The organism is Colwellia sp. SU-HH01217 (genome assembly GCF_057543495.1).
The window spans coordinates 68,465-83,191 of the sequence record NZ_BAAJLX010000003.1 but is presented as its reverse complement, the minus strand read 5'-3'; the positions used below and the strand labels follow the sequence as shown (position 1 = coordinate 83,191).

General features: G+C 38.3%; 11 protein-coding genes. 6 read left to right on the top strand and 5 right to left on the bottom strand.

Annotated elements, in window-relative coordinates; genetic code table 11:
• Nucleotides 1-83 precede the first annotated feature (83 nt).
• Genes AC27G3_RS05295 through AC27G3_RS05275 form a run of 5 tightly spaced genes read right to left on the bottom strand, consistent with a single transcriptional unit; the run spans nucleotide 84 to nucleotide 5,554 of the window.
• Entirely contained in the window at nucleotides 84-473 is a 390-nt protein-coding gene (locus AC27G3_RS05295; protein WP_487119504.1) for a hypothetical protein, read from the bottom strand.
• On the bottom strand, nucleotides 421-1,908 hold the full coding sequence (locus AC27G3_RS05290; protein WP_487119502.1) for a TniQ family protein: 1,488 nt from the start codon (nucleotides 1,906-1,908) through the stop codon (nucleotides 421-423). The genes AC27G3_RS05295 and AC27G3_RS05290 overlap by 53 nt, the downstream gene beginning before the upstream one ends.
• Nucleotide 1,909: 1 nt before the next feature.
• On the bottom strand, nucleotides 1,910-2,959 hold the full coding sequence (locus tag AC27G3_RS05285; protein ID WP_487119500.1) for a TniB family NTP-binding protein: 1,050 nt from the start codon (nucleotides 2,957-2,959) through the stop codon (nucleotides 1,910-1,912).
• A 10-nt stretch (nucleotides 2,960-2,969) separates the two neighbouring features.
• Nucleotides 2,970-4,907 carry a hypothetical protein gene (locus AC27G3_RS05280; protein ID WP_487119498.1) on the bottom strand — a complete coding sequence of 646 codons (1,938 nt, stop codon included), beginning with the start codon at nucleotides 4,905-4,907 and terminating at the stop codon, nucleotides 2,970-2,972.
• Between the two features lie 14 nt (nucleotides 4,908-4,921).
• Nucleotides 4,922-5,554, bottom strand: a complete 633-nt coding sequence (locus tag AC27G3_RS05275) for a hypothetical protein (protein WP_487119496.1) — start codon at nucleotides 5,552-5,554, stop codon at nucleotides 4,922-4,924.
• Nucleotides 5,555-6,073: 519 nt separating this feature from the next.
• Here AC27G3_RS05275 and AC27G3_RS05270 point away from each other — a divergent pair.
• From AC27G3_RS05270 to AC27G3_RS05245, 6 genes are read left to right on the top strand one after another with little or no spacing between them, the layout of a single operon-like run.
• Nucleotides 6,074-6,955, top strand: a complete 882-nt coding sequence (locus AC27G3_RS05270; protein ID WP_487119495.1) for a BrxR family transcriptional regulator — start codon at nucleotides 6,074-6,076, stop codon at nucleotides 6,953-6,955.
• A gap of 38 nt (nucleotides 6,956-6,993) precedes the next feature.
• A complete protein-coding gene (locus AC27G3_RS05265) occupies nucleotides 6,994-7,170 on the top strand; it encodes a hypothetical protein (protein ID WP_487119493.1) in 177 nt (58 codons plus the stop codon).
• Nucleotides 7,171-7,197: 27 nt separating this feature from the next.
• Nucleotides 7,198-9,684 carry a type I restriction-modification system subunit M gene (locus tag AC27G3_RS05260; protein WP_487119491.1) on the top strand — a complete coding sequence of 829 codons (2,487 nt, stop codon included), beginning with the start codon at nucleotides 7,198-7,200 and terminating at the stop codon, nucleotides 9,682-9,684.
• A gap of 2 nt (nucleotides 9,685-9,686) precedes the next feature.
• The gene (locus tag AC27G3_RS05255; RefSeq protein ID WP_487119489.1) at nucleotides 9,687-11,081 is read left to right on the top strand and encodes a restriction endonuclease subunit S; all 1,395 of its coding nucleotides are present in this window, start codon (nucleotides 9,687-9,689) and stop codon (nucleotides 11,079-11,081) included.
• A gap of 12 nt (nucleotides 11,082-11,093) precedes the next feature.
• Nucleotides 11,094-12,680 carry a DUF262 domain-containing protein gene (locus AC27G3_RS05250; RefSeq protein ID WP_487119488.1) on the top strand — a complete coding sequence of 529 codons (1,587 nt, stop codon included), beginning with the start codon at nucleotides 11,094-11,096 and terminating at the stop codon, nucleotides 12,678-12,680.
• Nucleotides 12,673-14,727 carry a DUF262 domain-containing protein gene (locus AC27G3_RS05245; RefSeq protein ID WP_487119486.1) on the top strand — a complete coding sequence of 685 codons (2,055 nt, stop codon included), beginning with the start codon at nucleotides 12,673-12,675 and terminating at the stop codon, nucleotides 14,725-14,727. The genes AC27G3_RS05250 and AC27G3_RS05245 overlap by 8 nt, the downstream gene beginning before the upstream one ends.

Genomic DNA, 14,727 nt, shown 5'->3' with positions numbered 1-14,727 from the left:
CTAGCGTAGAGTGGTTGTTCATCCATGTCCGCTGTAGATCAAAACATACAAAAATTTTCAGTATTAACTCTAAAATGCTAAGGTCACCAAAGTGGCATGACCTGAACTGTGTTGATGATTGATCTACTTCCGCTTCTGGCTAGCAGTTGTCGTAAGACCTGTCGTTTGTATCGCTCTAACAAAGGATAGAAGTCTTGAACCTTTGAGAGTGGCATATCCACTAAAAACTCTGGAAAGCCTGTTTCATCGTAGCCAAGAATTTGAATTTCTAAAAATTCGTCACCAATGAGTCTAGCTCTTAATGTATTGATAAGAGCGTTGATAATAAAAACGTATTTATCATCAACCGTAATGTTATCTAGTAACCTAACATTGAGATAACACTCATGAATTCTTCGTGTAAGAGCCTCATGCTGGGCACTAGGTTTCATCAAGGTTGTTTCGTTCGATATAACTAAGGAAGCTATCACCATCAATAAACTCACCTCGGCGCTGATGTTTACCCCAACGAAGCTCACCGTCATAGACAAGAGACTTAATGCTATCCTCATCAACGGCTAAGGCTAACGCCGCACTGGCTATTGTTATCGCATAACAACATTGCTCTTCTTGGTGGTGACTAAGCCAGGAGAAAATCATAGCTTTATCCACAAGAACTTCACTTAAATCAAACGCATCATTGAAATAACCCTGAACCTCTTTATTTAAAACGGCATTTACAACATCTCCGTACTGACACAAATACCGGGGAAGAAGCTTGGACCCTGCGGTTAATTCAATATATGAAGTGTTAGGTTTAGGGCTTTTAGCGAAACGCTTAACCTTTTTGATAATGTCTTTGATATTAAATATCTTGGATTTCATCATTTTGTGATTACCCACAAAAGATTTGTTCACCATTGGAAACGTTTTAGATTCAAACAAAATGGTCGCATCACTAAGACTTAGGTTAATAGCTTTCGCTAATAAGAAGATATCGACATGGTAGATTGGCTGGTCTTTGTCCTTATCCTTAACATACTGTACTCTTGCTTTTTGAATATATTCAGGTCTTTCTTTAAAAACCGTTGCTTGTACTTGTGGCTCAGTTGCTATCAATTGAACATTATTTAAAAACAAGTGAACTGGGTTGATATACGTAGGATAGCTTTTCCAATAACGCTGACAGGATTTTTCCCAGTTATTACGAGTATCCTCATTAGTGAGTAGGCTTAATCCATTAAGGACAAGCAGATAATGATTTTGACTAAAAGGAATGCGACCATATCGCTGTATCATCACATCAAATGGGCGAGCCGCCATATACATCGCGTAGGTCAAATCTTGCAGTTGTTTTTCAGTCACATTAATAGTGCCATCAATGGCTGGCCATAAATCCTTTTCTAATTGAGATAAAGGCTCAACTACTTCAGTGTCAGTTATATCCCAAGACTTTTTGCACTTTGGACAATACTCTAAAATATTGGCATCCCAGATAAGGGGCTTATCGCAATGAGGACAGCTATCAATTAAAGGCGTTAAATGTTTTGAGCATCTGGCTAACGTGCCAATCGCCCAGCGCCAGTCCATGGCTTTTTCTTCGCTAACGCAGTTAACACATATTCTTGGAAAATCGACAATCAGTTCGGCTAACGTTCTGTCATAACCAAACAACCATTTCTCGGTATCATTACGACTTTGAAGCGCAATAACATCATCACAAGTCCTGCCAAGTGCTTTAGTAAGCACTTCATTAAGCGCTTTGAGATGATGCTGAGCCCATTGGCCCATTTGTGCTTGCTTTATTGGGCGCATACCTAAAACACTTAAAAGCTCAGATAATTTAAAAAAGCCATTTACATAGGAAAGCCTTATGAGATATTCGTTTAGGCGTTCAGTGGGCTTTGGGTAAGGGCGTAAAGTTAGCATGTTAACTACCTTGTCGAGAGCCAAGTTTATGTTTAGCCAGTCTTTCTTCACGTCTTTCTTGATACGCGATTCGTCTAACGTACTTTGAGACTTCTTCCCTTGTAGCAGTAAACAATGGAAAACCATTCATTTGATTAAACCCAACCGAGTCAAACGCACTTTGCAGTATCTCAGGCGTAATATGCTTTTCATTTCGACAATACTTAGTGGCTCGCGTAAACAAAATGCCTATATTTCGAAGAATACCGTCAGTAGCAATATGAATTCGTTTAACCATGTCTTCCTCTCCAATAGGAAAAATAGTGGGTCCGTAATGATTAAAGGTAGATTCAATGCTCGCTATATAATTACCAAACTCTTCAAAATTTCCTGGGCCATTAGCGCCCAAATGAAATGGTTGTAATTTAACTTTGATGTAACTAACTCGTTGCTTAAGTTCAGGGTGTTCATCGAGTAATTGCTGTGCTTCAGGTAAGCCAGCAAAAACAACGGTCAGTCCGTGCTCATCCATTAATAGCTTTATTAAAGCCAGTACATCTGCTGTTGATATCAATGCTTCTTTTCGAAGAAGGTGTTGAAACTCATCAAAAATAATCATCTTGACTTGCAAGGCGTCTAGCATCCGGCTGACTCTTGTGTAAGGAGAGTGACTACTTTTGGACGCAGGTGTGTATATACCCTGAGTGCGTCTTAATATTTGCTCACATAACTTGGGGATTGTTGGCTTGCCTGGCACTGGAACATAGATTACTGGAACAGGAGTGAATTCATCTGTGGCTTGGTACTCTGTGCGAGAATATATTTCACAAAGAAAGTAACGTAACAGACGACTTTTTCCTACACCCGGAGGACCGAATAGGCAGCAACCAGACGGTTCAATACCATAATTATCGAATGTATCTAATATGCCATTAAATGCCTTCTTAAATGAAGGATGTTTATGTGTACTAAACCTAATTGCCTGAATGTTCGGCTGTATATGGGCCAATGTTTCTTTCTGGCGTAATTCTGTACGAGAATCAACAGGTGTTGTATTTAAAATTTTGAACATAACACTCTCCTTAGTCAGATTCATAGGCTGTAAAACCTCGTGAGGAGTTGTTATCAATGTCGTATGGGCACTCATCAGTTATTTGTGGTTCTTTCGTATTCATTTCATCCATGAGACGCTGAGTTTCTTCAGGAGATGCAGCTCTGGTTTTAGATGATTTACGGGTGTTAATGGTGCTATTTACTGCTTTTTGACCGGCTTGAACTTCAGGATGTTTAGCCATTGAGTTCACTTTTTTAGCCCCCTTATTTTTGTATAACGAAGGGTTTTTAACTGCAAACTCCTTAGTAGACATACCGGGCGTAACACTGTTACTTATCGCTTCAACTCTAAATTCATCTCCATTAATTGGGCAAACAACGGTAATAGCTGACAAATCATCCTCAGAGTGAAGGCAGGTGACTTTGGCTTTTTTTCTGCGGCTTTTGAGCCAAAGTCCAATTTCTTTCAATCTTCCTTCATCATCGTTGTAGCGTACTCGGTTTACGGTCACACCAAGATGAAAAACATCTCCTGAAATCGTTGCTTCTTTTCTATTTCCTCCAGGAAGCTTGACGTTATCCATATCAACCGGCACTGTTGGGGCCCAGCCATTATCGAGTGCTTTTTGCCACTTTTGTGCTGGTGTTAGACCATTCAATCCGCTATGTGGCGTGTGGTGATAATCATCGACAATCCACATTTCAATGAACCGTCTCACTTCCTCTATGGTATGCGTTGCTCTGTCTTTAATTTTATATTCGAGCTTCTTTTGATCTTTTTGTTTACCAACATGCCCGCCAATCATTGATGCGCATTGTCCACGAAACGTACCAATAAACCTTTCGACAAAGGGTTTAAGCCATGGGCTGTATGATGAAAGTACTTCAATTTCTGAGCCGGTTGTTTTTAACACATAAGCGTGTGTTTCTCTTGAAATGAATCCTGAACCACCATCAACGACTAGCAATTCTGGTACGCCATAGCAAAACCAAGTATTACCAAACTGACTGTAATAGCTTCCTTGAGTTTTAGGGCATATTGAATGACGGTAAGCACTGATAACAGTTGAAGCAGGCTCGCCACTGCCTATGTGTAACTCATATCCAAGTATGCAACGAGTATGAACATCAAGCATGAAAATGATGGTAAAGCTACCAAGGTAATTTCCTTCATCATCGATTAAGCCTATCGAAATACTGGCTCCATCGGCTTCAACTCTCTCTAGTGGACGTGAGACTTTAAACTTTTGTAATGCATTGCGCTGTAGCTTTTTACGTTCACTTTGAGATAAACCTTTTTTTAGCATTTCTGGATCAATAAGGTCATCCATCCAGTCACTATAAGTTTGCCGGCAAGGTAATTCATCGAACTCATCTTTGTATTCTTCGATAAAGTCATTGTATAAGCTCTGAAGACTTACTGATTTACCTAAATAATGTTGAATGGTAAATTCAATAGCTAAAAGTCTTATTTCAACTGAAAACTTGCTTTCACGTTTAAGTTTAAAAGCTCCAGCGATATGAGCTCTTAAACCACCCACGTGCAATTCATCTAATTTGACCCAATCGCTCAGCGTTTTAGGACAAGGAGGGTTTTCATCCCCGAGACGTTTAGCTGCTATATCAATTGCCTTAATTCTAGCTTTTAAACCACCAACAAAATATTTCCTACCGCCTATTTCATAAAGGGTTTTTAGGTAGGTTTCTTTTCGCTTTATTTCAAGGTTTTTTTTAGGTGTTAAATTAAAGTGTGCCTTTGAAGACTCTTTACCAGAAGTAATAAATAAAGAGGTATTAAAAGACTGCTCTAACTCTTCATTTGTCATTGTTAAAGGATCGAGAGCATCGCTTTTGAAAACGAGTGTTACATAGTTTTGGCCAGCTAAATGAACGGTTGCAGGTAAGCTCTCATAAACGACTGATAAGTTATCTTTTCTCAGCGCTGTAACGTTTGTATAAATTCCCATAATATTTCCTCAAATTACCAAGTAAAAACCAACTCGTTCCACGCTTTAGTTAGATCTGTTTTTAAAAGTTTGTGTGCCACTGCATTTTTAATTACACTTCGATTAATTCGTTTGTTATCTGCTAAGGTGTATAGCTCCCAAAGAGAGAGCTGTGGCTGTTTCACTTTACTAAGCAGCGCTTCCATTACTTTTACAGGCGCAGGGTGATGAAGGCAGGGTTTTAACATCTTGTAGTTTTCAGCTCGTTCACCTAAACGAATATCTTGCTCAGTTAGTACGCGAAATGTTGTTTTTTCATCTTCTTCCAAAAGCCCCTTCAACACTCCGTGCTTGTGTAAAACCGCTGGTTCAATTGAATCTTCGTAATATTTAACTTCATCAATCCAAATTTTCTCGCAAGGAAAGGTTATGTGCCCATCACTGGTGTACCATGTGGGCTTTCCGTTTAACTCGTAGTAAAACTTTTTCGGCTGCATGATAAATACGGCATCATGTGGCAATGTGAACAACATCCAATTGTAGTAATCACGCTCTAAAGTGCTTTCTTTGATGGTCACGTTGTCAAACTGTTTGGTGTACCCGATAAAAGTGCTTCTTACACCACTTTGTTTTGCTAATAATCGTCTTGTCATTTCGTTATTGCTCATTAATTATTCAAATTTAGGCGAATTATAGGCACAACAAATTGAGAGTCAAACCGTAACCCCTTGAAAGTATGAGGTTAATTAATTATTGATATAATATGTCTGAGCCTTTGCAACTAATTGATTTAGATACAGATGATTTTTTGAAATTGGATAAAAGCTACAAAACCAGCTTAAAAGTGAAATAACGATTGATGTAGAAAAATTCATCGTTGATTCAGCGGTTTAACAGCTGAGTTGTAAAATAATTGAAAATAGTTGAAAAAAATAATGTCAATAGAACTTGGAAAGCTTATTAAAAATAGAGGATTACAGCACTTTTCTTAACGCCATTTTACTTACTTATTGGCATAGTAAGTTTAACTAAAACAAAGTAGGGCAGTCATAACCCGATATAAATCAAACAAGTGTGTTTAATTATCAGACAAATAACCAATATTGACATTTTATCTATTGAGGTGTGATTCATTATGAGACATACTGAATTTGACTATTTGAATAATAAAAAGAAATTTCTGAGATATGGACAATCAATTGGAAAAGTTAAGCTACGCTCAACAGCAGCGTCTCACCTATATTGACTTTAAGTTGTTTTTCACCGGTAGCGTTACACGCTCCGAAATTGTCCAGCACTTCAAATTAGGTGTTTCTGCCGCTACACGTGATATAAATCTCTATAAAGAGCATGCGCCTAAAAACATGGCGTATGACAATACACAAAAGAAATACTTTCTAACCAACAGCTTTAAACCACTCTTTACACATGATGCTAAACGCACGCTGGTTAAGCTTGCCCATCAGATATCTGATGGCTTTGATGCCATTGGTGATGTCGAATTTCCGGTAGAGCAACCAAGCCAGTTAAACGTACCTGATATCAATGTTATCGCTAAACTGACTCAGGCGATGATTAATGGCAAAGCGGTAAGTGTTATTTATACCTCACTTTCAAGTGGCTCTGGCGCTCGTGAATTAGTACCACATACCATTGTTGATAATGGCCTTCGTTGGCATGTACGTGCCTATGACAGAAAGAGCAATGCCTTTAGAGATTTTGTATTAACACGCCTTGCCAAAGTAACGGTGATTAATAACGAACCTGAAGTAAATGAAATCAAGGTTCAAGATGAGCAGTGGAATACCATCATGCCACTAGAAATCGTTCCGCACCCTAAGAACGTTGAATACCCAACCGCCATAAAAATGGATTACGGTATGGAAAATGGTGTGCTCAAGTTAGACGTTAGAGCCGCAATGGCAGGATATTTATTAAGACGTTGGAACGTGGATTGTTCTGAAAGTGGCTCACTTTCTGGCCCGGAATATCAGCTTTATTTACAAAACATTCAAACATTATATGGTGCAGAAAATCTCGCTATCGCACCGGGTTATCAGCAAAGTTAAAAACGAATTTAAACTTAAATAAATTTTGGGAAGAAATCATGGCAGAAATAGATATATCGGACGTATTAAACTTAGCCTTTGAAAATTTACCAAGCAAAGACATACAACAGGCGATGCTCGATGAAGTGAAACAACGTATGGAAAGTGGCGAGAGTGAAGAACTCGCTATCCACAACGTTTTTAGCAATAACTCACCGCTTAACAAAGCACATTAGTGCTAATCAAATATTATTGGAATACAAATGGATCACAGCGCACATAACAAACTAATTTCTTTTATCTGGTCAATTGCTGACGACTGCCTGCGTGATGTATACGTGCGTGGTAAATACCGTGACGTAATTTTACCTATGGTGGTGTTACGCCGTTTAGATACCTTACTAGAGCCCACTAAAAAAGCGGTGCTTGATGAAGTTAAGTTTCAAGTTGAGGAAATGGAAGCAACAGAGCTTGATGATACGCCGTTAATTGATGCCGCAGGTTATGTGTTTTACAACACCTCGAAATGGACATTAACCAGCATTAAAGAAACCGCAACCAATAACCGCCAAATTATTCTGGCAAATATTGAAGAATACCTAAACGGTTTTAGTGCCAACGTTAAAGAAATTATCGAATGTTTTAACCTTAAATCTCAATTTCAACACATGGCAGGTAAAGACGTATTGCTTGATGTATTAGAGAAATTTGTTTCTCCGTATATCAATTTAACACCTGATGAAGTTGAAGACCCAGAAGGCAACAAACTACCCGCCTTAAGTAATTTAGGTATGGGTTACGTGTTTGAAGAGCTGATCCGTAAATTTAATGAAGACAACAACGAAGAAGCTGGTGAACACTTTACCCCACGTGAAGTTATCGAGTTAATGACTCACCTTGTATTCGACCCAATTAAATCAGACTTACCGCTAACATTAACGTGTTATGACCCTGCTTGTGGTAGTGGCGGTATGCTTACCGAAACACAAAACTTTATTAATGAAAAATACCCAGTAGAGAATACTACCCGCGATATTAATTTATACGGTAAAGAGATCAACGACGAAACCTACGCCATTTGTAAGTCTGACATGATGATCAAAGGCAACGATCCAAAAAATATCAAAGTAGGTTCAACACTTTCTACCGATGAATTTGCCGGTCAGCGCTTTGATTTTTGTTTGTCTAACCCGCCATACGGTAAAAGCTGGGCAAGTGAGCAAAAGCATATTAAAGAAGGCTCAGACGTTATCGACTCACGCTTTCAAGTCGTATTAAAAGATTACTGGGGTAACTTACCGAAAGAAGGCTTTGTTGATGCCACACCACGTTCATCAGACGGCCAATTGTTGTTTTTGATGGAAATGGTCAGCAAAATGAAATCAACAGCTACCAGCCCATTAGGCTCTCGTATTGCATCTGTTCATAACGGCTCAAGTTTATTTACTGGTGATGCAGGCTCAGGCGAAAGTAATATCCGCCGCTACATTATCGAAAACGATATGCTTGATGCGATAGTGCAACTACCAAACAACTTGTTCTACAACACAGGCATCACTACTTATATTTGGCTACTTAACAATAACAAACCACAAGAGCGCCAAGGTAAGGTACAGCTTATTGATGCCAGCTTGTTATTTAGAAAGCTACGCAAAAATTTAGGTAATAAAAACTGTGAGTTTTCACCCGAGCATATCAGTGAAATTACCCAAACCTATCTCGATGCAGCTAGTGTTGAGCGCCAGTTAAAGGAAAGTAATGACCCAACAGGCATTGCCGCTAAAGTATTTAATAATGATGATTTTGGTTATTACAAAGTAAATATTGAACGCCCAGACAGACGTAGCGCCCAATTTAAAGACGAACTTATTGCGCCGCTACGTTTTGATAAAACCCTTCGTGAACCAATGGAACACCTTTTTGCAGAATATGGCGACAAGGTTTACCAAGCGGATTTTTTCAGCGCTAACGATAAAGCAAAAGAGAAAGAATCAGTAAAAGAGATAGTTGCTTGGTGTGAAGACAACGATATTAACCTAAACGCTAAGGCAAAAGCAAAGCTACTTTCACCCGATACTTGGCTAAATGGTAAGTTGCTTGTTGAACTTGCCAACAAACTCGCTGAAACCATCACCAAAGAGTATAACGATTACAACCTATTTAAAGCCGATGTTGAAACTCAATTTAAACAGGTTGCGGCTGATGTTTTAGCAGACATTAAACCAAATAAACGTAAAGCCTTTTACACCACTATTGTTAATGCCATGAGCTGGTACGACGAAAATGCTGAAAAAGTGATTAAAAAAGTCGTTAAGTTTAAGCAAGATAAACTTGATGAATTATTACATCACTTAGGCTGTGAAGCATCTGATTTAGCTGATTTTGGTTACTTCCCTACAACAGAGAGTGCAACAGGCACTAAAAATGAGTTCACAACATACGAGTCAAATTCTGATTTACGCGATGCTGAATCAATCCCACTAACTTATAACGAAGAACGTGATACTAATAACAGCGAAATTCACCAATACTTCCTTGATGAAGTGCAACCTCATGTTTCTGAAGCGTGGATAAACCTGGATAGCACCAAAATTGGTTACGAAATTAGCTTTAACAAATATTTTTACCAGCACAAACCATTACGAGCAATGGATGAGGTAGCAACCGACATCATTAACCTTGAGCAAAAAGCAGAAGGGTTAATAGCTGACATCCTTGGGGTTGATTTAGCTAGGGTACAGGGAGAGTAACCATGACAAATTTGAACAACGACACCAACGTTGGCTCGAAGAGTGAGGGCATGGATAGCCCAAATAACGAAATAGCAATAATGGCTAAATATGAGTCATATAAAGACACTGGAATAGATTGGCTTGGTCAGCTACCTAGTAATTGGGAAGCCATTAAAATGAAGTTTCTTTTTAAGGATACTTCTATAAAAAACAAAGCAAAAGAAACTTTATTATCGGTTACTCAAAATCAAGGTGTAGTTCCAAGAGATTGGGTTGCAAACAGAATGGTCATGCCTTCAGGGAACTTAGAAAGCTTTAAGTTTATTGAAAAAGGCGATTTTGCTATTAGCTTGAGATCTTTTGAAGGCGGCTTAGAATACTGTCACCATGATGGAATTATAAGCCCTGCTTATACAGTTTTAAAAACCAAAAGAGCTGATTTAATTGAAGGATTTTATAAATACTTATTTAAAAGCCAGGCTTTTATTTCTGAGTTGCAAACCTCTGTTGTTGGTATCCGAGAGGGAAAAAACATTAGTTATGAAGAATTACAATATTCTTTATTGCCTATACCAAGTGAGCAAGAACAAACCGCCATAGCTAACTTCCTCGATAAAAAAACAGCACAAATTGATGAAGCGATTGCCATTAAAGAAAAGCAAATTGAGCTGTTAAAAGAGCGCAAGCAAATCATCATCCAACAAGCTGTAACTCAAGGCTTAAATCCAGCCGCACCAATGAAAGACTCTGGCGTCGATTCGATTGGTGAAATTCCAGAGCATTGGGAAGTAAAAAAACTAAAATATGGTGTAAAGATTCAAGGTGGATACGCTTTTCAATCCAGTAATTTCAAGGATGAAGGTATACAATTACTTAAGATTGCCAATTTGTATCAAAATAGATTAGCACTCGAAAGGCAGCCAACATTTATAAGAGCTGAGTTCACGAAAAAATATACCCAGTGGTTAGTAGGTGAAGGGGATATTCTTATGTCTCTAACTGGAACATTGGGTAAGAAAGATTACGGGTTCGCTATATTGCTTGAGGGTAATGAAAAATACTTTTTAAACCAGCGTGTTGCTAAATTAACAGTTGAAAACCTGTTTGATACAAAATACTTAATGAACACGCTACAAAGTGAATGTTACTTGGATCAAATATACCAGCAACCATCAGGAACAAAGCAAGCAAACTTAAGTAATGATAATGTTGTTAATGCGTATGTTCCTGTGCCACCTAAAAATGAACAAGTTTCAATTTCTAATTACGTAGAGAATTTTAAAAGTAAAGTTGGAGTATCTATAGAAACCCAGCAGCAACAAATCGAAAAACTCAAAGAATACAAAACCACACTGATCAACAGTGCGGTAACAGGCAAAATTAAAGTACCTGAATTGGACTCAGAAATTAACTAACAAGGAAGTGGTATGTCGGTTGAAGTGGCAAGTTGTACCTTAGCGCAGTTATTCAGTAAACAAAGTATTGTTAGCGCCAATAACACAGAAATTCATGGCGAGTTAGCCATACCTGAATATCAGCGCCCATATCGTTGGGGCGAAGTGCAAATAAAAAAATTATTGAGTGATTATCAGCTTTTTTTAAGTGATTTAGCACAAAGCGCTATAACACAAAGCAATAGTGCCTATGGGTATTACTTAGGCAGTGTTATTTTGCATCAGTCAGCTGAAAATGGTCAGTTAAATATTATTGATGGTCAGCAACGCTTAACCACTTTAGCATTAATTGCCTATGTACAATATTTAGCTAACACGCCTAATGGGCAAGTTGAGCTTAGCCCTTTTGAATTATCGCTTAGCTACGACTCACCAGAGTCACAACAACAAATTGTCAAAAACCTCGCGTGGTTACAGGACTACTCAACAAGTAGTAATGCTAGCCAAATAGCAGCATTTGATGCCAATAGAATCAATTTAACGCTCGTTGTTACTCGTAGTGAAGACGATGCCTATCGTTTTTTTGAAACCCAAAATACTGGCGGTGTTAGGCTAAGTGGCCCAGACATTATTAAAGCACATCACCTTAGAGCCATTGCACGACAAAACCAAAATGAGTTTGCTGCTAAATGGGAAGCATTAGGCGATTTAAGCCCCGTTGTTGGCTCTTTAGTTAAAGGGCGCTACTGGCAAAAACTGTATAACCGTAATGTACCTTCTCATCGTCAACCACATTTAGTGAGAAGCGCTGTAGTGAATGAACTTGGTGAAAGTACAGGTAAAGGTGATGATGTTGCTTTTGGTCGCTTTGAGCGAGCATATTTACCTGATGGTGGTCAAATAGATAAGCAAGCACAACAAGGTTATGAACTAAGGCAGCCTTTAAATAGTGGTATTAATACCATTCATTATTTAAGCTATTTTGAACAATTAAGAAGCAAGTACTTAACCGACCCATTTAAAAACAACAAGGTCAAAAATAAGCAGCTAACTGTAAAAACTCCCGTTCAAGCGGTAAATCAAGGAGAAAATACCCTTGCACGCTTTTCTCACTTTTATCAAAACCTGATCTGTCAACTTGACGGTTGTAGCTATGTTAAAGGATTATACGATACGGCATTGCTTATTTACATTAGCCAATTTGGCGAACAGCAATTAGACCTAGCCGCGAAAAAACTATTTCGTGTTATTTACTCGCCTCGCGTAAGCAATCAAAAAGCGGTGAGAGAAAATTCAATTTCAGCGTTTGTTCGTGATAACCCCGTACTTGACTGGATTTCAGCCAGTTATACACCAAACATGTGTTTCGATTATTTAGATCGTTTTAGCTTTAAAACAGACCCTGCCAATTTAGCCGTTGATAAAAATAGTGTTAAAAAACGCTTCATATTTAAAGTATTAAAGCATTTTGGAATAAAGGTAATTGAAGGCGGCTCAGCCCAAGCACTTGCTAACACTTATACCGCTGAGTTGGATGCTTATATCCTTCCTTTAGGCACTGAAAGAGTGGCTACTAATCAAGTGAGCATGCGCAAAAATAATGGAGAGCAACATGGGTAATGTATTTACAGATGAAGCTAATACAAAAGGGAGTCAGGTCACACAGCATCACGTGGAAACGCAAGTGCTCACGTTAAATTACATTCAAACGAATGAATATCAATTTAGTATACCGAGTTATCAACGCCCTTATGTTTGGCCAGATGAAGCCGTATTAAAGCTCTTTAAAGATATTAATGATGCTCGTGTGGCAAAAGAGCCTAATTACTTTATTGGTACAGTGCTTACCTCAATTGAGCAAGATGAAGATGGTAATGGTATTTATGAGCTAATTGATGGGCAGCAACGCACCACCACGTTAATGCTAATTGCGCTTGCTTTTAAAATGGCAAAAGTTGATTCAGCCATTGCCGATATAGCGGCTTTTAAAAAGCAACCGAGACTGCAATTTACTATTCGAGACCAAGTACAGCATTTGTTAGGTAGTTTAGCTGGACTAGATGATTATGTATTTCCAGGGCTAGAAGCGATTGGTGAAAACCCATACTTAAAGCGCATATATGCAGCGCTACAAGTATTAGAGCAACAAGTAAAATCACTCAAATATGAAGACCGTATTTTATTAGGTGATTATATTTTTAAAAATGTGCAATGGGTGAATAATATTGTACCTAAGCAAATGGATTTAAACCGTTTATTTGCCACGATGAATACCGCTGGTATACAGCTTGAACAGGCTGATATATTAAAATCAAAGCTGCTTAAACAGGTTTCTACCGATAAGCCTTTATTCGATGCGATGTGGTTAGCATGCGAACACATGGAAAACTACTTCGAACGTAATGTACGTAAAATTTTTCCTAACGCACCGTGGAATGACATTAAATCAGAGCATTTAGCTTGTTTTGATGAAGCTTTATTTGTGAAAAATGCTTGCAGCACTTCGCATAAACAAGGCTTGACCATTATGCAACTAGCTGGTCAATTGAAAGCAAGTGTAGTGGATACAGATAAAAATAATGATACCAGTACAATCACAGATAATGAAAGCGAGAAGGATTCTGGCACCTACGATTTAGAAACCGAAACCGTTTATTGTCGCCCAATTATTAGCTTCCCATTATTACTTATTCACGCCTATCGAATTTACTTAGCAAACCGAGCTGTCGAGTTAGTTGATGGTACTGATGATGTTATCCCTCGTGTGCATGCTGACAAGTTACTAGAAACATTTGAGCCACTGACCAAAGCAAGTGAAAATGAAGTTAAAGAATTCATCAAAACGTTGTGGCAAGTGCGTTATCAGTTTGATCGCTGGGTGGTTAAATGGGTTGAGCGTGACGATAGTGATGATGAACAATTACGTTTAACCTATCTGACAAGAAGCGAATCAAGTGGAAAACAATACATTAACCGTACTCAAAAAGAGTTAAACGAATTAGTTATGCTGCAAAGCGTGCGTAACTTTACTGGTGAACGCAGTGCTCAGTATTGGCTCACACCATTTATTGCAGGCTTAATCGAAGACAATATTACTGAAGATGCACTAGCAATAGCGTTACTTGAAAAAATCGATAACGATTTATCATTGGCTAGTGATTCTGAAACTCAAAAAACAGCCAGCTTCAAGCAAGCCAAACAACAGCAACCAGCAGTAACTTCTTGGCAAGCAAGCGTAGACTACTTTGCCCAAGCGAGAGGAACTAGTTTTGAACATTATTGGTTCCAAAAACTAGAATATGTTTTGTGGAAAGAAGAGCCGGATAGGCAGCTAGAGCAGTTTAAAAAATACCGTATAACTGCTAAGAACTCTGTTGAGCACGTATATCCTCAGCATGAAGAACACCAGAATATGTTAGAACGAGACTTTTTAGATGCATTTGGTAATTTAGTTCTATTAAGCCCTGGTGAAAACTCGTCATACAGTAACCAAGCGGTTAAGAAAAAACTGGTCGATTTTGAAGCAAAGCCACAATATGACTCTTTAAAATTAAAAGCCATGTTCAAATTATTAAAAGAACAAAACGATTGGCAAGAAGATCAAATAAAACAACATCAGAAAGAAATGTTGAGTACATTAGCAATGCATTACGGTAACAAGGAATAA

Excerpts from the sequence above, each read along its gene's own strand:
- AC27G3_RS05275 (WP_487119496.1), bottom strand. The coding sequence starts at position 5,554 with ATGAGCAATAACGAAATGACAAGACGATTATTAGCAAAACAAAGTGGT.
- AC27G3_RS05270 (WP_487119495.1), top strand. The coding sequence starts at position 6,074 with ATGGACAATCAATTGGAAAAGTTAAGCTACGCTCAACAGCAGCGTCTC.
- AC27G3_RS05290 (WP_487119502.1), bottom strand. The coding sequence starts at position 1,908 with ATGCTAACTTTACGCCCTTACCCAAAGCCCACTGAACGCCTAAACGAA.
- AC27G3_RS05295 (WP_487119504.1), bottom strand. The coding sequence starts at position 473 with ATGGTGATAGCTTCCTTAGTTATATCGAACGAAACAACCTTGATGAAA.
- AC27G3_RS05260 (WP_487119491.1), top strand. The coding sequence starts at position 7,198 with ATGGATCACAGCGCACATAACAAACTAATTTCTTTTATCTGGTCAATT.
- AC27G3_RS05265 (WP_487119493.1), top strand. The coding sequence starts at position 6,994 with ATGGCAGAAATAGATATATCGGACGTATTAAACTTAGCCTTTGAAAAT.
- AC27G3_RS05285 (WP_487119500.1), bottom strand. The coding sequence starts at position 2,959 with ATGTTCAAAATTTTAAATACAACACCTGTTGATTCTCGTACAGAATTA.
- AC27G3_RS05245 (WP_487119486.1), top strand. The coding sequence starts at position 12,673 with ATGGGTAATGTATTTACAGATGAAGCTAATACAAAAGGGAGTCAGGTC.
- AC27G3_RS05255 (WP_487119489.1), top strand. The coding sequence starts at position 9,687 with ATGACAAATTTGAACAACGACACCAACGTTGGCTCGAAGAGTGAGGGC.
- AC27G3_RS05250 (WP_487119488.1), top strand. The coding sequence starts at position 11,094 with ATGTCGGTTGAAGTGGCAAGTTGTACCTTAGCGCAGTTATTCAGTAAA.
- AC27G3_RS05280 (WP_487119498.1), bottom strand. The coding sequence starts at position 4,907 with ATGGGAATTTATACAAACGTTACAGCGCTGAGAAAAGATAACTTATCA.